The 20,444-nt window shown below is 41.1% G+C and carries 18 protein-coding genes and 1 riboswitch; of the genes, 7 read left to right on the forward strand and 11 right to left on the reverse strand.

The window, feature by feature from the left end; translation table 11 throughout:
• The first annotated feature begins 33 nt into the window (after nt 1–33).
• The 3 genes from JFU56_RS20770 (at nt 34) to JFU56_RS20780 (ending at nt 2,529) form a co-directional block, all read left to right on the forward strand.
• Nucleotides 34–564 carry an ureidoglycolate lyase gene (locus JFU56_RS20770; RefSeq protein ID WP_198439157.1) on the forward strand — a complete coding sequence of 177 codons (531 nt, stop codon included), beginning with the start codon at nt 34–36 and terminating at the stop codon, nt 562–564.
• A 77-nt stretch (nt 565–641) separates the two neighbouring features.
• Complete coding sequence (locus JFU56_RS20775; protein ID WP_198439158.1) at nt 642–1,793, forward strand: urate hydroxylase PuuD; 1,152 nt, start codon at nt 642–644, stop codon at nt 1,791–1,793.
• A 163-nt stretch (nt 1,794–1,956) separates the two neighbouring features.
• The gene (locus tag JFU56_RS20780; protein WP_198439159.1) at nt 1,957–2,529 is read left to right on the forward strand and encodes an undecaprenyl-diphosphatase; all 573 of its coding nucleotides are present in this window, start codon (nt 1,957–1,959) and stop codon (nt 2,527–2,529) included.
• Nucleotides 2,530–2,588: 59 nt separating this feature from the next.
• Here the strand turns inward: JFU56_RS20780 and JFU56_RS20785 are convergent, their stop codons facing one another.
• Entirely contained in the window at nt 2,589–3,767 is a 1,179-nt protein-coding gene (locus tag JFU56_RS20785; protein WP_198439160.1) for an HD-GYP domain-containing protein, read from the reverse strand.
• A gap of 88 nt (nt 3,768–3,855) precedes the next feature.
• Nucleotides 3,856–4,851, reverse strand: a complete 996-nt coding sequence (locus tag JFU56_RS20790) for a TDT family transporter (protein WP_198439161.1) — start codon at nt 4,849–4,851, stop codon at nt 3,856–3,858.
• Nucleotides 4,852–4,948: 97 nt separating this feature from the next.
• Here JFU56_RS20790 and JFU56_RS20795 point away from each other — a divergent pair, with 97 nt between their 5' ends.
• The 3 genes from JFU56_RS20795 to JFU56_RS20805 all read left to right on the forward strand — a co-directional run bounded on the left by JFU56_RS20795 (nt 4,949) and on the right by JFU56_RS20805 (nt 7,723).
• On the forward strand, nt 4,949–5,857 hold the full coding sequence (locus tag JFU56_RS20795) for a LysR substrate-binding domain-containing protein (protein ID WP_198439162.1): 909 nt from the start codon (nt 4,949–4,951) through the stop codon (nt 5,855–5,857).
• A gap of 91 nt (nt 5,858–5,948) precedes the next feature.
• On the forward strand, nt 5,949–6,743 hold the full coding sequence (locus tag JFU56_RS20800; RefSeq protein ID WP_198439163.1) for a FimV family protein: 795 nt from the start codon (nt 5,949–5,951) through the stop codon (nt 6,741–6,743).
• A gap of 341 nt (nt 6,744–7,084) precedes the next feature.
• Entirely contained in the window at nt 7,085–7,723 is a 639-nt protein-coding gene (locus tag JFU56_RS20805; protein ID WP_198439164.1) for a TetR/AcrR family transcriptional regulator, read from the forward strand.
• 38 nt (nt 7,724–7,761) lie between these two features.
• Here the strand turns inward: JFU56_RS20805 and JFU56_RS20810 are convergent, their stop codons facing one another.
• Nucleotides 7,762–8,703 (reverse strand): glycosyltransferase family 2 protein, encoded by a 942-nt coding sequence (locus JFU56_RS20810; protein WP_198439165.1) that lies wholly within the window; start codon nt 8,701–8,703, stop codon nt 7,762–7,764.
• Nucleotides 8,704–8,892: 189 nt separating this feature from the next.
• Between JFU56_RS20810 and JFU56_RS20815 the strand changes: the two genes are divergently transcribed.
• The gene (locus JFU56_RS20815) at nt 8,893–10,077 is read left to right on the forward strand and encodes a glycosyltransferase family 4 protein (RefSeq protein ID WP_198439166.1); all 1,185 of its coding nucleotides are present in this window, start codon (nt 8,893–8,895) and stop codon (nt 10,075–10,077) included.
• A 99-nt stretch (nt 10,078–10,176) separates the two neighbouring features.
• On the opposite strand, the gene guaD is transcribed toward JFU56_RS20815, so the two are convergent.
• The 8 genes from guaD to JFU56_RS20855 all read right to left on the reverse strand — a co-directional run bounded on the left by guaD (nt 10,177) and on the right by JFU56_RS20855 (nt 20,211).
• Nucleotides 10,177–11,484: a guanine deaminase gene (gene guaD, locus JFU56_RS20820; RefSeq protein WP_198439167.1), complete on the reverse strand. Its 1,308-nt coding sequence runs from the start codon at nt 11,482–11,484 to the stop codon at nt 10,177–10,179.
• A gap of 91 nt (nt 11,485–11,575) precedes the next feature.
• On the reverse strand, nt 11,576–12,415 hold the full coding sequence (gene xdhC, locus JFU56_RS20825) for a xanthine dehydrogenase accessory protein XdhC (protein ID WP_242066044.1): 840 nt from the start codon (nt 12,413–12,415) through the stop codon (nt 11,576–11,578).
• Nucleotides 12,416–12,487: 72 nt separating this feature from the next.
• Nucleotides 12,488–14,917, reverse strand: coding sequence for a xanthine dehydrogenase molybdopterin binding subunit (gene xdhB, locus JFU56_RS20830; RefSeq protein WP_198439168.1), 2,430 nt, complete (start codon nt 14,915–14,917; stop codon nt 12,488–12,490).
• Entirely contained in the window at nt 14,910–16,355 is a 1,446-nt protein-coding gene (xdhA, locus tag JFU56_RS20835) for a xanthine dehydrogenase small subunit (RefSeq protein ID WP_242066045.1), read from the reverse strand. Before xdhA ends, xdhB begins: the two co-directional genes overlap by 8 nt.
• 317 nt (nt 16,356–16,672) lie before the next feature.
• On the reverse strand, nt 16,673–17,398 hold the full coding sequence (locus tag JFU56_RS20840; protein ID WP_198439169.1) for a GntR family transcriptional regulator: 726 nt from the start codon (nt 17,396–17,398) through the stop codon (nt 16,673–16,675).
• 261 nt (nt 17,399–17,659) lie between these two features.
• Entirely contained in the window at nt 17,660–18,679 is a 1,020-nt protein-coding gene (locus tag JFU56_RS20845) for a GGGtGRT protein (protein ID WP_198439170.1), read from the reverse strand.
• 15 nt (nt 18,680–18,694) lie between these two features.
• Nucleotides 18,695–19,387, reverse strand: coding sequence for an iron-sulfur cluster assembly scaffold protein (locus tag JFU56_RS20850; protein WP_198439171.1), 693 nt, complete (start codon nt 19,385–19,387; stop codon nt 18,695–18,697).
• A gap of 123 nt (nt 19,388–19,510) precedes the next feature.
• A riboswitch (Fluoride riboswitch) is annotated at nt 19,511–19,577 on the reverse strand.
• Between the two features lie 103 nt (nt 19,578–19,680).
• Complete coding sequence (locus JFU56_RS20855) at nt 19,681–20,211, reverse strand: VC2046/SO_2500 family protein (RefSeq protein WP_306341626.1); 531 nt, start codon at nt 20,209–20,211, stop codon at nt 19,681–19,683.
• Nucleotides 20,212–20,444 lie beyond the last annotated feature (233 nt).

A 20,444-nucleotide genomic window follows, 5' to 3' on the forward strand; every position in this document is an offset into this window, starting at 1 on the left:
AACAAACATATTGTCAATATAAAGGACTGAAGGATGACTAACACAATAACACTTGAACCATTAACTGCTGCAGCATTTAAACCTTATGGCGATGTGATCGCAACGGCTGACCGTGATTACTTCATGATCAACAATGGTTCAACCCGTCGTTATCATCAACTTGCGAGTGTCGATACTGAAACAGAGGGTGGTAGCACTATTATCAGTATTTTCCAAGCGACCCCATTAGCTTACCCACTATCGGTAACTATGATGGAACGCCACCCGCTGGGTTCGCAAGCCTTCATTCCTTTACTTGGTAATGCTTATTTAATTTTAGTCGCCGCGCCAACAGGCGATCTAGAACAAGATCGATTAGATAGCCAAACCATTCGTGGTTTTATTAGCGATGGTTCACAAGGTGTCAACTATCACAAGGGAGTTTGGCACCACCCTATCCTCGCACTAACCGACCAAGATAAATTCTTGATCGTCGATCGCGCAGGTTCGGGAAATAACTGTGAAGAAGTTCATTTCACTGATGCTGAAAAACGCATATTTGCAAAACCAGCGTATCCAGTTTAAGAATTAACCGAATTGTAATTCACATTATCATATTAAATTAAGCGTACTCAGTACGTGACTATATACAGGGAGTATTTATGGATCCGCATATTACGGAATGGCTGAATCTTGCGATTCGATGGATGCATATGATTTTTGGTATCGCTTGGATCGGTGCCTCATTCTATTTTGTATGGCTAGAAAACCATCTTAATCGCATCAATCCAAAAACAGGACTCGCTGGCGACCTCTGGGCTATTCACGGTGGTGGTATTTATCACTTAGAGAAATACAAACTCGCACCAGCAAAAATGCCTGAAACATTACATTGGTTTAAATGGGAAGCGTACACGACTTTCCTAAGTGGTATTTCACTATTAACCGTGGTTTATTACTTCAATGCCCAATCTATGCTGATTGCACCAGAATCAGGTTTAGTCGAGTGGCAAGGTATCGCTATTGGTATCGCGACTATCGTCGTAGGTTGGATTGTTTACCACCTATTATGTGAATCACCATTAGCACAAAAACCAGCCTTGATGGGCGCAGTATTAATGGTGATGATCATCGCTGTTGCTTATGGGTTATCACTGGTATTTACTGGTCGCGCAGCCTATATCCATGTCGGTGCAATGATCGGGTCTATTATGGTCGGAAATGTATTCTTTGTGATAATGCCAGGTCAACGTAAAATGGTTGCCGCTGTATCAAAAGGTGATACGCCAGACCCAAGAGATCCAGCCAAAGCACTGTTACGCTCACGCCATAATAACTACCTGACATTACCCGTGCTGTTTATTATGATCAGTAACCACTTCCCAAGTACTTATGGTAGTGAATACAACTGGTTAATATTAGCTGCAGTATCAATTATCAGTGTATTAGTGCGTCATTACTTTAATACTCGCCATCTCAATCAGAAATACGCATGGACATTACCGTTCGCCGCGTTTGCAATGATCACGTTGGCGTTTGTGACGAAACCAACTGTAGATAGCAGCGCCCCACAAGTGGCTTTTAGTGAAGTTCAAACGATTGTCGCTGAACGTTGTGCAGTGTGTCATGCAACAACAGGTGTTGCACCAATGGCCGGTGTTCATCTTGATACCCCTGAGAACATTAAACTGAACTCAGACAGGGTCTTATCAGCTGTGCGCAATCGCGTCATGCCACAAGGTAATATCACTAAAATGACGGATGGTGAACGTACCGTCGTTGTAAACTGGATCAATCAAGGCGCTAAAATATAGCGATATAAGACGTAGTAAATAATAATTCGTCGCTAACAATAAAGAGAAATAAATCCCGACTTGCTGTGCTGCTTACAGCATAAGTCGGGATTTTCAATTTTAATGGAACAAAAACCCATTAAGTGTGTCCTAGCGCTATATAAAATAATTATAAGCGGTCGTAATGGAACAGTTAAATAGCCAACTCTTTTTAGCCATCAATCAATTCGCAGGTCAAAACCAATTCATTGATTACATTTTCATGTTTTTTGCTGAAGCGATGCCCTATCTCTTTATCATCTTAGTCATCGTCCAGTGGTTTCGCTGTGACGAACAAACGAAACGTTATCTTATTGGCGCAACATTAGCATCAGTTGTTGGTATCGCGATCAATACGCTTATTGCACAAGTTTATTTTCACCCACGTCCTTTTATGAATGACTTGGGGACTACGCTTGTCGCGCATACGCCAAATTCATCATTCCCTTCAGATCATACTACATTTATGTTTTGTATCGCCTTTAGTTTATTGTGTCATCAAGTAACAAAGAAATTCGCATTAGGGTTAACGGTATTCGCCATTATAGGTGGGTTATCTCGGGTATATATCGGCGTACATTATCCTTTCGATATTGCAGCCGCATCAGTCATGGGGGTATTGTCAGCTCTACTTGTACACACAGTGCGGTATAAACTTGCAGGTATTTACAACCTGATGATTGCGATTAGCGCGCGCTTAACGAATCGGCTGTTATAGAGTCGACGATTATAACAACCAGCTGCACATCAGATGTTGCTGGTATTATTTTGTAAGTATTATGCTTCGCTCACTAAGAAACGCATGATTTCTTCCATGTCTAAATTAAAATCATCCGCTCTGACCGACTGGGCAATTTCATCATCACCCATCGATAAATCAATCTGATTTGCATGTTCAAAATCACATTTATCCAAGCTGTAAAACGAGTTTACTTTCGGGCGGATTGGGTCGGCGTGATTATAGCCTTCAACGATCGCCAAACGATTAGAACTCAATTTAACCAGTGAGCCTACGGGATAGACTCCCATGCACTTAATAAAGGCATTAACCAAGCTTAAATCTATTTGCCCAGCTTGTCCCAAGTTACGCAGGATACCAAATGCTTTTAACTGAGTAGAGCCTGTTTTATAACAGCGGTTTGCCGTTAATGCATCGTAGATATCACAGATAGTCAATATACGACCATAGCGAGAGATTTGCTGTCCAGCTAAACCATAAGGATAGCCTTCCCCGTCTAATTTCTCATGATGTAAACCGGCTACATCCAAACTAAGTTTAGAAATACCAGGAATCGATTTAATGATATCAATAGAGTGGTTAACGTGTAACTTCATGATAGCGAATTCATCGTTCGTTAATTTACCTGGCTTATTGAGGATTTCATCTGGTGTGCGTATCTTACCAATGTCATGTAAAAATGCCCCTATCGCTAATTCTCTAATAATGCTTTTTTCAATACCAAGGTGACGGCAGAATAAGGCCATCAGCATAGATACAGCAAAAGAGTGCTCTAACAAATATTCATCTTTTTGGCGGATATTGATCGCACACATTAATGCATCAGAATCGGTGAACAACGTATCGATTAACTCAGAGGTCAGCGTTTTAACTGAACAAAGATTAATCTCAGTTCCTTCTTCGATATGCTTGAATAGCTTTCTTTGCACGTCTTTAGACGTTGAAATGAGGGCTTTGGCTTGCACCATTTTCACATTGAACTCTTGCTTACGTCCAAACATACTGGCTTTTAAAGCGGCTGTATCGGCCGCCATCTGAGCATCAAACTTTGATGAATCGACGAGTACACGTTTAATACCCAATTCAATCAATTTGTTTAACACCACATCATTTTTCACCCACTCCGGTTTTGTCAGCTTAAAACTACCAGTTTGCAAGGTGATCTTTTCAATGTAAGTACCTGCAGTAATCTCGGTAATATCTTGTTCTATAAACATTAGAGTAGACTCAAAAAAAAGGGGTCACGGTAAAAAGTTACTTTATCACCATCCCCTTATTAAATACACTTAATAACCATACCGTTCGCTATAGTGCGTGCTCAATAGCTACTTTATGTTCAATATACATCATCTTTAGTTTTTGGATAAAAACTTTTAAATAACCTGCGCTAACCCAAGTCACGATAGCCGTTGCCCCCCACAGTTCAAACAAAGCAACCACATGTAGCTGGGTAATATATTGCTCTGCAATACCGATACTCGCAAACCAATCGCCAGTGCTAAAAATACCCTTAGCACTCACCACTAAAGGAAAGGTAAAAGCAGAAAAAGCAGGAGTGAAAGTTAAATTAGATAAATGTAATAATGCGATATAGGTAACCAAGGTCATCAATAAAGCAATACCTAACAGTACTGCGACAATAATCGGTGATGGCTGAGATACAAAAGCTAAATACCCCACTAGACATACACTCGCAGGTGCAGCTATTAATGCAATTGATGGTTTTGCACCAGTAGGTACTTTCTCACCAAAAATAAGGCGGTTAAGCATGATAGGCAGTAAAATTGCGTAATTAACAAGACCAAAAACCAAAATCGCGTAACAGATAGACTCAAATTTTTCTGGTTGAGGACAGGTAAACACCGCAACAATCAAACCAATTGGAGGCACAAACCAGCTCGGCAGCATATGCTTTAGTTGCATGTCTTGAAAACGGTGATAAAGAAACATAACCAAAAACACAAGGTGCACAACAATAGCTGCCAGCCATATAGTCGTCGATAATGCTGGTGACGAGGTAATTAGTGAGTTTGATACCACCATTGTCGCCATTGCAAATGTAGGTATCACACTGCCAACAATATTATGAGACAGGTCATTCAACAGTGTTGTAGGGTGAATTATAAAACGTAATAATAACGAAAATAGAATTACAGCTGCAACAATCGCCGTCGCTGTTTGAATGTAACCATTGAAGCTATAAACCGACTCCCAGAGAGCCCCTAATGAAGATATACCCAAGGCAAGACCAGCTACTGGTGTTGGTAATAATTTATAATTTATTTTTATTTGGCTTAACATAATGCACCTCACTTGTTGATGCGGTAATTATAAGCCTAGCCTTTCGTTAAGAAAAGCTGTATATTTTTAATATAACGTTAAGGAAATCTAAACAAGTATGAATTTGTCATTAAAACAACTGCGTGTCTTTGTTGCTGTGAGCCAACAGCAAAGTATTACCCACGCCGCAAAAAGCTTATTTCTAACGAAAGCGGCTGTAAGCATGGCGTTGAGCGAGGTCGAGAACCAGTTGGGGCTACAATTGTTTGACCGGACCAATAACCGTTTACATCTAAACCCCTACGGCCAGCGTTTATTACCTATTGCCGATGAATTACTTCACCGAGCAGCAAGTATTGATACTTTATTTCAGCAATCCGGCGAATTGATCGGTGAACTCGCGATTGGCGCGAGTGAGACCATCGGTAACCAATTATGTCCTTGGCTGCTTGCGCAATTTAGACAGAAAACAGCACACACACAGCAAACCTTGCATATTAGTAATAGTGCTAACATTGCTAATATGATACTAAATTATCGCTTAGATATTGGTCTTATCGAAGGAGATGTTAATCACAGTGACATCGAGACGCTTGCTTGGCTCAAAGATGAAATGTGTATCATTGTCGCCGCGGATCACCCCTTATTGGAAAAGACCAACTTAACCCTAGCCGATTTAACAGACAATGCGTGGGTATTACGAGAACCAGGTTCAGGTAGCCGTGCATTTTTTGAAAGTCACATCGCACCTTCGATCTCACAATGGCAACTCGCCTACGAGCTCAATTCAATTGAAGCACAACTTAACTTTATCGCGGCCGGATTAGGACTTGCCTGTGTGTCTAAATTCAGTGCGACTCACGCTTTAGCCAATGACCGAGTCAGAATATTAACACTCGATAAAAAATTAGAACGCCAGTACAAGATCATCATTCATAAACAGAAATACAAAAGTGAATTAATCACTGCGTTTATCGAGTTTAGCCAGCAATGGGATGCGGCCACCTTAATACTCCATAAAGAATGAAAAATAAGCGTCTAACATCAACTACAAGCAGCGACAAGAAAAATATACGCTAATATTATTATCATTATGGATGATAATTTAAGGCGATAAAATGTTGAATGGACACCTATTACATAGCCGATTTAAACTCGCTAAATGGCTTAAATTGGTCATAGGCTATAGCATCACGGTGAGTCAAGTGTATGCGCATGTCTCACCAGCGCACATGCCACAAGGTAATCCCTCGCAAGATATTATTGTTAATCAATTAACCGCCGGAGTGAATAGCCAATTACAACATGGACCCGTTCGCAAAGGAGAAACATTAACATCGATAGCAAAACAACGGGCACCCCAAAATACCTCACAAGACCAATACATAGATATGATTTTTCGACTCAACCCACAGGCCTTTATTAGCCAAAATAAAAATAAACTCAAAACCGGAAGCCTGCTTATATTACCAGGTTATCAGCAAGGTAATGATAGTCTTAAAAGTATCACGACAGCCAAGCCACGGATGCACTTCAACAGCCAAAAAGTGCAGTTGATTGAATACAATTCATTATTACAAATTAAGACCGATTCAAAAAACACCCCATTTTTACCGCAAATACCTATCCGTGTCATCGCACCAAATAGCTTAAATCAGCAACAAAAAAGAGCGAAGTTACAAGCGCAGATACTACAAAGCCAGCAAACAGAAATACACGGCCAAATAGCCTTATTACAACACATTAGCGAACTAGAGCAGCAGCTGACAATAAGCCAGGAATCCGCGTCAACACTCGACTATAGCCAGCAACAACTTAGCTTAAAAAATAAAAATCTACTGCTACAAATTCAAGACTTACATAAAAAATACGATCACATTATCAATAATTACAACTTTACCCCTAAATTTTAGGTAAAAAAAAGGAGTAGCAAACGCTACTCCTGCCGTAATAGTCAAAAATTATTACGCCTGAATACATAACCAACCTAGCTGGAAATTTCAGGATAAAGTATACTTACTTCTTTGATATAAAAAATTCAAATAGCTGTTGCTAGGCAAGCGGTCGAAAGGAATTAAAATACCCCTGCCAAATAAGTAAACATAAAACTCAAACTCGTGCGAAGCTTGAGTGTCCGTGCTAAGACCATTAAACAAAAAGCTGACCACAAGGTCAAGTTTTAATGTGTATTTTGTTACTTTTTTGTAAATCTTTATAACTTTATATCAATCATTACGAAGGGATGAATATAAGTATGTCTACCATACGGAAGAAAAACGAAGCAAAGATTTTAAAGGCTGCAAGTCAAGTATTTGCCAGTGAAGGTTACGCAGCAACAAAAACCATTGATATCGCGAAACTTGCCGGTGTACCTAAGGCCAACGTCTATTATTACTTTGGTAATAAAGAGACACTATACTCAGCTGTATTAGAAACGATCATTGAACCATTACTCAGCGCAACTCATCCAATTGAAACGATCGATAACCCTGCGATAGCCTTAACCGAATACATTAAGACTAAGCTACTCATCTCACGCGATTACCCTTATGCATCGAAAGTATTCGCCAACGAGATCATGCGTGGTTCACCATTATTGTCACCAGAGATACGCCAACGTTTAATGAATCAGAGTACCTTTTTACTCGACAAATTTAGCCAATGGATTGCCGCGGGCCAAATGGACAACGTATCACCACATCACTTATTGTTTATGATCTGGTCTTCGACACAAACTTATGCTGACTTTAGCTGGCAGATCAACGCCGTAATGGGTAAGTCATCGCTAACAGCAAGTGATTATGATGATGCTGCACACCTCATCAGCCAATTAGTTCTAAAAGGCTGTAATGTACAATCTAGTGGCAACAGTACTGTACCTGAAGCCAGTTAAAGACTCTGATTTAAAGCTATTTATTTAACATCCGCTATTTAAAAATAGGAGCGAATTGGACTTAAGATTAATTTTTTTATATCCCCTAAGCCATTTTTAATACGCCTAATTTGAGGGTTAAGCAAGAACGCATAACCCTCAAAATACAACGCATTCATAAATTTTCTTTGTGTTCTATAATAATCTGCATAGCCTTCCTTGAGCTTGGCATCCGCCAAAGCAAACGTACGCTTACTTAACCCAAGCTCACGCTGTTTATAATCACTAATAATATGTTCGATACATTCAAGATGCTGTAAACGCTTACTGTCAGTTTGAGTAACCGAATCACCACGCATGAGATAACCCGTGTAGCTTTGAGTTAATAGCGCCACTTCAAAATGCTCACATACTTTTAGCCACAACTGCCAATCTTCACAATAAGTCATATTGATATCAAACATGCCAACCGCCTTAAACACCGACGCCTTCATCATGACCGTTGATGTCCCAATCACATTATGGGCTAGCACTTGCGCTAAAGGTTGTTTGATACAATAACAGGGGGTTGCCACCTGAGTGAACTGTTGCCAATAACCAAAGCAATCAACAATATACTGATATTGCTCATTAACATGGTCATAGTTAGTAAAAGACATTGCTACTTTGGGGTTAGCCTCATGTAAGGCTAACTGCGCCGTTAATTTGTCTGGATACCAATAATCATCCGCATCTAAAAAAGCTATGTACTCCCCAGCAGCTTGTTCTATCGCCATATTTCGCGCACCTGAAGCACCAAGTCCTTTGGTCGTAATAACCTGAATACACGATTCCTGTTGACTTAAAGATTCAAGATATTGAGCTGTTCCATCTGTGCTATTATCATTCACGATAATGATCTCAACATCACTTCTGCCTTGCTGCAAAATACTCTCTATCGCTTTTGGCAAATAAGCCAAACAATTATAACTCGGAATAATCACAGAAACTGTATATACCATCCCCACCCCTATGTTACTTACTGATACCTGTATTTCGCGTTCTCAAAAACAATTGCCCTGATAAATACTATTATTAGTTAGAGGCATTCGTTTTGTTCTAGTCATGTTGATAAGCCTAGTTAATAAATTAACTTTTGAATGTAAGTACAATGATTATTATCATTAAAATACACAGGGATAGATGGACGTATGCATAAAGTGGATGTGAGAATGAAAAAAGTGGCATTTTTAGCCCCGTCATACCCTGTACTGAGTGAAACATTTATTCGAACAGAAGTTGAGTCTGTTCGTGCTAATGGACATGATGTATGTGTCATGACATTTATAAAATATCCAGACTGTGGAACATTCAACTATGATATTCATGTTATCGGCGAAAAAATATACTTTTCCTTACTCTATACACTCAGTCCAATTGGGATATTTAAAGCATTACATTTCATCGCTAAGCAACGTTCAATGCCTAAATTGTCGCTATTCCAATATAGTCTCAAACTTGCTCTACAAATGCGTAAAGCAGGCGTTAATCATGTCCATGCTCACTTTGCTCAGCATACCTGTACACATGCGATTACTGCAGCTAAAATGATGGGGATCAGTAGCTCCTTTGTCGCCCATGGCCATGATCTATATGAAGCCCCGTTTGATGTCGATTTAAAGGTCAATAACAGCAACTTTGTTGTCGCAGTGTGCAAAGATATGGAAAATGATTTAAGAAAAATAAACAACGATAAGATAAAGCTGTTGCATTGCGGGGTGAAAACCAATGAATTTAAACCGCCTACTTTATCACTTAATAAGCCCCAAGATGGCACCCCAATTAAACTGGTATTCTTAGGTCGATTAGTTGAACAAAAAGGACTCCATTACTTGCTCCAAAGTCTCGCAGAATTAAATACATCCCAGCTGATTACCCTAGATATTATTGGAGATGGAGAGCTGCGTACAAACTTACAACAGCAAGCATATCAATTAGGGTTGTCAAAGTTCGTTCATTTCCATGGCGCTAAATCGTCCCACTGGGTCAGCCAGAATCTAGCCCGCTTTGATTGTCTCGTCGCCCCATTCTGTGTATCACACTCAGGCTGTGTCGATACTGGCCCTTTAGTATTAAAAGAGGCGATGGCGGTCGGTGTTCCTGTGATCACCACCGATTTAATGGGTTGCAAAGAGATTGTTGCGCCAGGCACTGGCTTGATTGTAAAACAAAAAAATAGCCCATCGCTGAGTCTAGCAATTACTAAATTTATCAATTACTCACCAGAAAAACGTGAAGATATGAGACGTTTAGCACGATTAAATATAGAAGATAACTTTGATGCTTTAAATCAGGCGAAGAGCCTATCAAATTGGATTGAGGCTTGTGCCAGTTAACTCAGAATCAGAAAGATGTAGAAGAGATAAGGTAGAAATGAAAATTAATAAATAGCGCGGTACACTCGTCAGTTTACCGCTCTATCATTAGCTTAAATGTTACAGGCTGCTATAACGATTTTCACCATATACATATGTTTCACATACAACACGATCATCACCCATCAACATTAATGCAAACAAGCTTTCTTCTAGTGAAGTTGAGTTATCCATACGGAATTTAAGTAACGGCGTAGCGGCCAAATCTAATACCACGAAATCAGCTTCTTTGCCTACGGCTAAGTTACCAATTTTATCTTCTAGACGTAATGCATTTGCACCGCCTAAAGTCGCGAGATAAAGCGATTTAAACGGGCTTAACGCCTGTCCTTGCAACTGCATTACTTTATATGCTTCATTCATCGTTGATAGTAACGAGAAACAAGTACCAGCACCCACATCCGTTCCCATGCCAACATTGACACCGAATTTTTCTAAACGCGGTAAATCGAGCAGACCCGAACCTAAAAATAGGTTTGAAGTAGGACAGAAAGCCACGGCAGAACCCGTATCAGCCAAACGTTGACACTCACTATCACACAAATGAATACCATGTGCGAATACCGAACGTTCACTTAACAGGCCATGGTGGTCGTATACATCAAGGTAGTTAGTACGCTCAGGGAACAACTCCTTAACCCACTCAATTTCTTTCAAGTTTTCAGATAAATGCGTATGCATATACAGATCTGGATATTCACTTAACAAACGCGCCGCTACATCAAGTTGTTCAGGCGTACTTGTCGGGGCAAAACGAGGCGTTACCGCATAGTGTAAACGGCCTTTGTGGTGCCAGCGTTCAATCAACTCTTTACTGTCTTCGTAACAACTTTCAACGGTATCGGTTAAGAAATCTGGTGCGTTACGATCCATCATAACTTTACCGCAAATAATACGTAAATTACGCAATTCAGCTTGCGTAAAGAAGCTATCAACCGATGCTTTATGTACAGTTCCGAATACTAACGCCGTCGTCGTACCGTTACTCATTAACTCTTGTAAGAAGATCTCAGCCACTTTTGTCGCATGTTCAGGATCATTAAACTTACCTTCCGCTGGGAAGGTATAGTTATTTAACCAATCCAATAATTGTTCGCCATACGACGCAATCATGCCCGTCTGTGGGTAATGCACATGGGTATCAATAAAACCCGATGTAATGATCTTGTTTTCAAAGACTTTAACTGCAATATCGCTGCTTTCATTAGCCAGGATCTGCTCTGCATTACCGATTGCTTGGACGATACCATTTTCAATGATCATCGCGCCATCGGCGAAATATTCATACGAATTTTCCATACCGACTTTATCGGGATCGCCAATGCTATGTAATATTGCTGATCGGTATGCTGTTCGAATTGTATTCATTTAAAACTTCCTTCATTATGCTACTGCATCATATCTCGCGCTATCCTAATACTCTCGAGATAGCCTGTCTATAATTATACACTGTCGATTACTAGGCTAACTTAGCGATGTCACTATTAACTTGCACTAGATTAGGTTTTTGTTTGTTTTCTAATGCGCGGCCTTGATAAATTGCAATCAACTCACCCGCCACTGAAATCGCTATCTCAGCGGGATGTTTACCCACCACCGCACTAATACCAATCGGACAGATCATTTGATTAATCTGCACATCACTAAAATCACGAGCGCGTAGTCGATGCTGAAAACGCTTTTTCTTAGTCTGTGAGCCAATCATGCCAAAGTACTTCGCATCACCACGTTTTAAAATGGCTTTGGCTAAATCAAAATCCAGCTGATGATTATGTGTCATCACAAGATAATAGCTGTCAGCAGGCATATCACGCACATCGCCAACGGGATCATCGCTCAATAATTTAGTGACATTATCAGGTAATTGCGCCGGAAACTGTTCATCACGTTCATCAATCCAAGTGACACGGAATGGCAAGGTCGCGACAACATGCAACAACGCTTTTGCTACATGTCCAGCCCCAAACACCACTAAATGCTGTAGTGACTGGCCAATGGGTTCAAACATCAAGGTAGCACTGCCACCACAACACTGCCCTAAGCGTGCACCTAAATCAAAGCGTTCGACGACAAGCGAATCTTTACCACTATCTAGCATTTCACGCGCCATTTTTGTGGCAAGATGTTCTAAATGGCCACCGCCAATGGTGGCATATAACTTGTCTTGTGTTACCAACATTTTAGTACCCGAATCTCGCGGTGTTGAACCGTGATGCTCAAGCACCGTGACCATGATGCATGCTTCACCGCGCAGCTTTAGCGCCGCAAGTGGGTCAATCCAATTGTCTTCAAACATCATCCATCTCCTTGCTAAGCCACATAACCTAGTACATGACCTAGCCACATACATAAGCCGCTAGGCGTTTCAAACCTAAGCTATCACCGTCGTGACTTTGGACTCAGTCGCTTGTGTTTCTTGTACAGTACTAGCCTGACTGTTTAGGTGTAAATAATCTTCAGCTTCTTGCACTGCCCACAGTACGCGTTCAGGTGTTGCTGGCGTATCTAAATGTGGTATATATTGATGGTCTGCGACGCTCGCTGCCGCATCTCGCAATGCACTCCACACAGACATGCCAAGCATAAATGGTGGTTCACCGACCGCTTTAGAGTTGTAAACCGTTTGCTCCGGGTTACTGCGGTTTTCAACTAAATGGGTTCTAAAATCAATCGGTGTATCAGCAATAGCAGGGATCTTGTAACCCATAGGGCCATTTGTCGCTAATTTACCTTTGTCATTCCAGACTAACTCTTCAGTTGTTAACCAACCTAAGCCTTGGATAAAGCCACCTTCGATTTGGCCTATATCAATATCAGGATTAAGTGACGCGCCAACATCATGCAGAATATCCACACGTAGCGTTTTGTACTCTCCTGTTAAGGTATCAATTAACACTTCCGAACAAGATGCACCATAAGCAAAATAATAGAATGGACGCCCTTTCGCTGTCGCGTGATCGTAATAGATCTTTGGTGTTTTATAGAAGCCAGTACTCGATAACGAGATTTGATTGAAATAAGCCAATTGGATCAGATCTGCAAACGTCATGATCTGTTCACGAACCGTCACGGTATTATTACTAAAGACAACTTCTTCATCCGTCACGCTAAAATGCGCTACACAGAAATCAATCAGACGCTGTTTAATGGTACGAGCGGCATTCTGCGCAGCTTTACCATTTAAATCAGTGCCAGATGACGCCGCCGTTGGTGAAGTATTCGGTACTTTACTAGTATTAGCCGACGTAATTTGAATATTATCAATGTCCACTTGGAATTCTTGCGCGACAATCTGCGCGACTTTAGTATTAAGCCCTTGACCCATTTCGGTGCCACCGTGACTTAACTGCATACTGCCATCAGTATAAACATGCAGTAATGCGCCCGCTTGATTTAAGAACGTCGCCGTGAAAGAAATACCAAATTTAACCGGCGTTAACGAAATACCTTTTTTCAGAATTGGGCTTGTTTTATTATATTCATCAATCGCTTTACGGCGCTGTGCATACTCACTTGTCGCTTCAAGGTCAGCCACTAGCTCATGGATAAAGTTATCTTCTACTTTTTGATAATAATGCGTAACGTTTCGGTCTTCGATGCCATAAAAATTCACTTTGCGCACATCGAGTGGATCTTTACCTAACTTGCCAGCAATTTCATCCATAATATGTTCAATGGTCATCATACCTTGCGGGCCGCCAAAACCACGGAATGCGGTATTTGATGCCGTATTGGTTTTACAACGATGACCAGTAATAGTCGCATCACCTAAATAGTAGGCGTTATCAGAATGGAACATCGCACGATCCGTGATCGAGCTAGAAAGATCCGGTGAATAACCACAGTTACTCGCGACAATAATTTCAATGCCATTGATTTGACCATCGTCGTTAAAGCCCACTTTATATTGATTAAAGAACGGATGGCGTTTACCTGTCATCATCATATCTTCAACACGCGGTAAACGGATCTTAGTTGGTCTCCCTGTTAACTTAGCAAATACTGCACACAGACAGGCAGGCCCTGCAGCTTGCGTTTCTTTACCACCAAAACCGCCACCCATACGGCGCATATCAATCACGACTTTATGCATAGGCACGCCAATCACTTCCGCCACCAACTTTTGTACTTCCGTTGGATTTTGCGTTGAAGCATAAACAATCATGCCACCATCTTCGGTTGGCATCACTGACGCTGCTTGCGTTTCTAAGTAGAAATGCTCCTGGCCACCAATATGAATACTGCCTTCTAGAATATGCTTAGCTGCTGATAATGCTGCTGCCGAATTACCGCGTTTTTGTTGATGCGATTCAGTCACAAAGCTCTTTTTAGCTAATGCTTCTTCCACACATAAAATGGCTGGTAATTCTTCATATTCAATAATTGCTGCTTGTGCTGCTTGGCGCGCTATTTCCATCGAGCTTGCCGCAACCGCAATAACAGCTTGTCCAAGATATTCGACTTTGCCATCTGCTAATAATGGATCGCCCGGTAAAATAGCACCTATGTCTAATTCACCAGGGACATCTTTCGCCTGGATCGCTAATTCAACACCGTCAAATTCATAACAAGGATTTAGGTCTATCTTGATAATGTTGGCGTGTGCCACATCAGTCATGCGTGCATAAACATGTAATTGATTTGGGTATTCAAGGCGATCATCTACATAAATCGCTTCACCTGTCACCTGAATACCAGCACTGTCATGTTTCACATTTTTACCGACACCGCTTTTGATCGTGCCATTCGCTTGCGCTAACAATTGCTGCTGTGATAGTTGCACTTTATTGTGATTAGACATAAGACGTTACCCGCGTTTCAATTGTTGTATTTTGCAATTCTAAATAAAACTTTTTCAGTAAGTTTTTCGCTGTTAATGAACGATACTCTTTACTCGCACGGAAATCAGAGAGCGGAGAGAAGTCTTTCGCGAGTGCTTGCATCGCTGCCGCCACATTTTGGTATTCCCACGTGGCGCCAAGCAGTACCTGTTCAGCATGTTGCGCGCGCATCGGCGTCGCAGCCATACCACCAAACGCAATACGAATATCAGTAACAACGTTATCTTTCAAGGTAATATTAAACGCACCGAGTACAGCTGAAATATCATCATCAAGACGTTTAGAAAGCTTATACGTTCGGAATATTTGCGCGTCTGTCGGTAATGGTATAATAATCTTGCTAATAAATTCAGCCGCTTTTTGTGCTGTAAGCTTATAGCCAACAAAGTAATCGTCTAGATCCATCAAACGCACGTCATTACCACAACGTAGTTCAACTTGAGCGTCAAGCGCTATTAAGGCTGGCGGTGTATCACCAATTGGCGACGCGTTACCTATGTTGCCACCGAGCGTCCCTTGATTACGTACTTGCAGTGACGCAAAGCGATGCAGTAACTCACCAAAATCAGGGAAGTATTGCGCTAATGTGTTGTAACTATCCGTTAGGCTTCTTGCTGCACCAATCTCGATATGGCTGTCAGTTACTTTGATGTCTTTCATTTCGGCGACATTACCCACCGAGATAAGGGTATTGATCGGACGGTGGAATTGGGTTATTTCTAGGGCTAAATCAGTGCCTCCAGCCACAATACGTGCATCAGGATGTTTCACCAATAATGCTGCTAGGTCAGCTACATTATCTGGTGAATAAGCCATTTGACCATTACCAGAGAGTGTTTGTGTACCGCGACGTTCAATGGTGTTCAGTTTAGCGACCGTTTCAGCTTCTAAACGCTCAAAAGCATCAACAACGTGCGGTTGTTCAGCCAAAGACATCGCAGAATCAATAATGGAGCGGTAACCCGTACAGCGACACAAGTTACCCGCGAGCGCTTCAAAAATGGCCTCTTTATCGGCTGAAGGCGTGTTTTTGCTTAATGCAAACATCGACATGACAAAGCCAGGGGTACAATAACCACATTGGGTACCGTTATAATCAACAAGCGCTTGCTGCACTTGATGTAAGGTACCATCTTTTGCTTTAAGGTCTTCGACCGTGATCAGCTGCTTACCATGTAATGCGGATACAAACGTAATACACGCATTAACGGATGTATAGCGGATCCGTCCATCGACAATGTCACCAAGTACAACGGTACAAGCACCGCAGTCTCCTGATGCACAACCTTCTTTAGTACCTTTCTTCGCTTCTTCTTGGCGTAAGAAATTCAGTACCGTGGTATTGGGTGAAAGGTCAGATACCTGACACATCTTTTGGTTAAGTAGAAACTTAATCAAGTCGTACCTCCTGCGTTGTTCCGTAACATTGACATTGATTGCTATTATTTTTGTTATTAGCGCTATTTTAAATCATTAAATTAATCATAACTTTAAGTCATAAATCGTGTTAAAAACTCTAAACCTGACTCAAGAGTCAACTTATTGTTACATAAAAATAACAATTGAGACACAATTTAATCAAATAATTTAGCGCTTATATAGACAATTATAGTGAACATTAACGAAGACAATAGAAAAGAGAGGCAGAAATAATAATGCCAAGTTACGCTGAACTTGGCATTTTTTGTATACAATATGAGGCGTAAACGCTTATTTTATTTTTTACTTAAGACATTAGAAAAGACAACATGCAGGTCACTTGAAACCGTTTCACCATCTAAATTCAATTTAGATTCAATGTGCTCTAAATGCTCACGCATGAGTAAACAGGCTTGTTCTGTATCTTTCGCTTCAATCGCATCAAGTAAACCACTGTGTTCATCCAATACACAATGGGTACTTGTTGCCACTTCGTACTGCGCAATGATGAGTGAACTCAATGATACCAAGCTGCGCTGGAAGTTAAATAATGGCGCATTACCTGACATTTCAGCCAGTTTTAAATGAAATTCACCCGATAAGCGAATAGCCTTACCTAAATCACCTTGCTTAGTAGCTACATTTTCAGCGACGATTAACTTACGTAAATGATTGATCTGCTTACTCGTTGCATTGGTAACAGCCAACTTAGTTATCGCATCTTCCAAAGTATGGCGAGCAATAAACACTTGTTTTGCTTCTTCTACAGAAGGCGATGCAACCACAGCGCCACGGTTAGGGCGGATGACCACAACCTGTTCATGTGATAAGCGTAATAGTGCGCGACGTATGATAGTCCGGCTAACACTGAAAATATCACCCAGCGCTTCTTCATTTAACTTAGTACCAGGCGGCAGACGACGTTCAAGGATAGCATCAAAGATATGCGCATAGACTTTATCGTCTTGAGGCATCGAGCCTGACTTGCCTTCTGCTTCAACAGAACTACTGAGATCAGACATTATTTTCACCATTGTTAATTCAACTTGGTTATCTCGATATAAGTAAGTACCGTTATAACCTGACATTTATTGATATAATGTCATAATATGTTAACGCTGTGTAACAATCTAGCCTTATCTTGTATACCATCTCAAAAAAATTCAAAACAATGTTTAAACAGGCATAATGTATCTAAGTAAACACACGACAGGTTAAAACCGGATATTAAAAAACCGATGATTTAGCGTCATCGGTTTTATGTTACTCGCTAGCAGTTAACGCTATCGATTCAGTATCTGATCAACCGTCACCGCGAGTGCAACAGTCGCCCCCACCATCGGGTTATTCCCCATGCCAATAAATCCCATCATCGCAACATGAGATGGGACTGATGAGCTGCCCGCAAATTGTGCATCAGCATGCATGCGTCCCATGGTATCTGTCATGCCATACGATGCCGGACCTGCCGCAACATTATCCGGATGTAAAGTACGGCCTGTACCACCACCAGATGCTACTGAGAAATAAGGATGACCCGTGCGAATACATTCTGATTTATAAATACCGGCAACAGGGTGTTGGAATCGCGTTGGATTTGTCGAATTACCCGTAATGCTCACATCAACACCCGCAGTGTGCATGATCGCGACACCTTCACGCACATCATCTGCGCCATAACAAAGAATGTCACCGCGAGGTCCCGTTGAAAATGCACGACGGCTCACTTCTTTTAACTCATTTGTATCATAATCAAATTGTGTCCTAACATACGTGAAGCCATTGATACGCGAGATAAGATAAGCGGCATCTTTACCTAAGCCATTCAGGATCACTTTCAATGGTGATTGGCGTGATTTATTCACATTCAGCGCAATTTTGATAGCACCTTCTGCCGCGGCGAAAGACTCATGGCCTGCAAGGAATGCAAAACATTGGCTCTTCTCATTCAATAATCGCGCTGCAAGTGCGCCATGACCCAGTCCAACTTGACGTTGTTTAGCGACACTGCCCTCTTTCGTAAATGCTTGTAGTCCTTCACCTATAATATTGGCGGCCTCTTCAGCGGAACTAACCTCGCGATATAACGCTAATGCAGTGCCAATGGTATATGCTTCAGCAGCACTATCGAATGCAATAGGCTGGGTTTCCATCACTAACGCTTTAGAGTCGATGCCTTTAGCTAGGCAGTATTGATAAGCTTCATCAATTGAAGACAAGTTCATTTCGTTTAATAATGCGGTAATTTGGTTTGTCATCACTGAGTTTGTAATAGAGTGGTTTGTAATAGTGTGATTAGTCATAATAGTGCCCTCAGGTTAAGCTTCACGTGGATTAATGGTTTTAACTGCATCGTTAAAACGGCCATACTGCCCAGTAGCAGATTTCATCGCTTCGTCAGCTTGTAAACCCTTACTAACCGCTTTCATCATCTTCCCAAGATTGACGTATTCATAACCAATCACTTCATTATGATCATCTAAGCCTAATTTAGTGACATAACCTTCGGCAATTTCCAGATACCGAACGCCTTTTGCACTGGTGCCATAACTCGTGCCAATTTGACTACGTTGAGTTTGTCCAAGGTCTTCTAAAGCCGCGCCAATTTCTAACCCACCTTCAGAGAAAGCAGATTGCGTACGACCATAAGCAAATTGGAGGAATATTTCACGCATCGCAACATTAATTGCATCGCAGACCAAATCGGTATTCATGGCTTCAAGTATTGTTTTACCGGTAATTATTTCTGCCGCCATAGCCGCTGATTGGGTCATACCAGAGCAGCCTATCGTTTCAATTAAGGCTTCTTCAATAATACCTGCTTTAACATTTAGCGTGAGTTTGGCTGCACCTTGTTGTGGCGCACATGTACCGACGCCATGACTTAAACCAGAGATCGCAATCACTGCTTTAGGATTGATCATTCGACCTTCGATTGGAATTGGTGCTGATGCGTGGAGATCGCCGCGTTGAATCGGGCACATTGATTGGATTTCAGAAGAGTAGTGCATACAATTATCCTATTAGATTTAGGAAAACAAGGCATCATTACAGGTTAAATAACGCTTCAGTTAATAGTATGCATAACGCAGTTCTATTACTTCGATGCTATTTTACAGATTCACTTGTTCTCAAATTTAATAGGAGTCATCAGCCAGATATTGGCGGTTAAGTAGGTGGCACCCCATCACCTTATGCCGTTATTTTAGAGCTTAAGCACCTTTTTTAGCAAGCGATGCTTTAGACCGGTTTTTTATATAAAACCGTTCTTATATAAGTATCGATATTGAATGAATGATAAAGGTTAGCTGTATTCTCTAATTTTCAATGGTTTGCTAGCATCATAGCTGTTAAGCACATCGAGTAAATTAGCTGTACTTGACGCGACATCAGCAGGAGAAAGTGGATCTTGAAGGGGGGCTGATGGTGATCCAGCTTGCGCAAGCTCATTCATCGTCGGTTTAATTAACGTCGCATGCGCTAGTTTTTGTTGTAATAAATGTGACGAATTTTGTACAACAGACTCAGGGACATATTTAGTATCACCGACAGCAACACCTACTTCTGGCGAAAAGCAGATTTCTAAACGCATCGCCGCCATATTGTTAGTGGCCGCATACTCGTTAAAACGAACCATACGGGCAGCATCGTACGCTGACGTATCAACGACAGGTTGTTTAATCTCGATTTGTTTCTGATCAGAAATGTCAGATGACAACATACTTAATAGCAAAGCAAATTTTGCTCTATCACCATTTAAAGCACATTTATTTAATTGCTGGCCAAGTTGCAGCTCATCAATTAAAGCATGTTGTCGTATCGATTGAACGTAAATAAGTTACCTCTTGTACAGAATTGCGCGCAGAACAACCAAATTTTGCCGCTAAATTATCAACTAATAAGTTATCGGCTTAATTTTCCAAATATTTAGCTATTAATTCGATTTTTTTGTTCACAAACAGACATTTTCTGATACTATCCGTTTCGTACTTGTGGAGGGGTTCCCGAGTGGCCAAAGGGATCAGACTGTAAATCTGACGGCTCAGCCTTCGAAGGTTCGAATCCTTC

Source organism: Moritella sp. F3 (assembly GCF_015082335.1).
GTDB lineage: Bacteria > Pseudomonadota > Gammaproteobacteria > Enterobacterales > Moritellaceae > Moritella.

Coding starts and splice junctions, on each gene's coding strand:
- JFU56_RS20770 (WP_198439157.1), top strand. CDS start 34: ATGACTAACACAATAACACTTGAACCATTAACTGCTGCAGCATTTAAA.
- JFU56_RS20775 (WP_198439158.1), top strand. CDS start 642: ATGGATCCGCATATTACGGAATGGCTGAATCTTGCGATTCGATGGATG.
- JFU56_RS20780 (WP_198439159.1), top strand. CDS start 1,957: ATGGAACAGTTAAATAGCCAACTCTTTTTAGCCATCAATCAATTCGCA.
- JFU56_RS20785 (WP_198439160.1), bottom strand. CDS start 3,767: ATGTTTATAGAACAAGATATTACCGAGATTACTGCAGGTACTTACATT.
- JFU56_RS20790 (WP_198439161.1), bottom strand. CDS start 4,851: ATGTTAAGCCAAATAAAAATAAATTATAAATTATTACCAACACCAGTA.
- JFU56_RS20795 (WP_198439162.1), top strand. CDS start 4,949: ATGAATTTGTCATTAAAACAACTGCGTGTCTTTGTTGCTGTGAGCCAA.
- JFU56_RS20800 (WP_198439163.1), top strand. CDS start 5,949: ATGTTGAATGGACACCTATTACATAGCCGATTTAAACTCGCTAAATGG.
- JFU56_RS20805 (WP_198439164.1), top strand. CDS start 7,085: ATGTCTACCATACGGAAGAAAAACGAAGCAAAGATTTTAAAGGCTGCA.
- JFU56_RS20810 (WP_198439165.1), bottom strand. CDS start 8,703: ATGGTATATACAGTTTCTGTGATTATTCCGAGTTATAATTGTTTGGCT.
- JFU56_RS20815 (WP_198439166.1), top strand. CDS start 8,893: ATGCATAAAGTGGATGTGAGAATGAAAAAAGTGGCATTTTTAGCCCCG.
- guaD (WP_198439167.1), bottom strand. CDS start 11,484: ATGAATACAATTCGAACAGCATACCGATCAGCAATATTACATAGCATT.
- xdhC (WP_242066044.1), bottom strand. CDS start 12,415: ATGATGTTTGAAGACAATTGGATTGACCCACTTGCGGCGCTAAAGCTG.
- xdhB (WP_198439168.1), bottom strand. CDS start 14,917: ATGTCTAATCACAATAAAGTGCAACTATCACAGCAGCAATTGTTAGCG.
- JFU56_RS20840 (WP_198439169.1), bottom strand. CDS start 17,398: ATGTCTGATCTCAGTAGTTCTGTTGAAGCAGAAGGCAAGTCAGGCTCG.
- JFU56_RS20845 (WP_198439170.1), bottom strand. CDS start 18,679: ATGACTAATCACACTATTACAAACCACTCTATTACAAACTCAGTGATG.
- JFU56_RS20850 (WP_198439171.1), bottom strand. CDS start 19,387: ATGCACTACTCTTCTGAAATCCAATCAATGTGCCCGATTCAACGCGGC.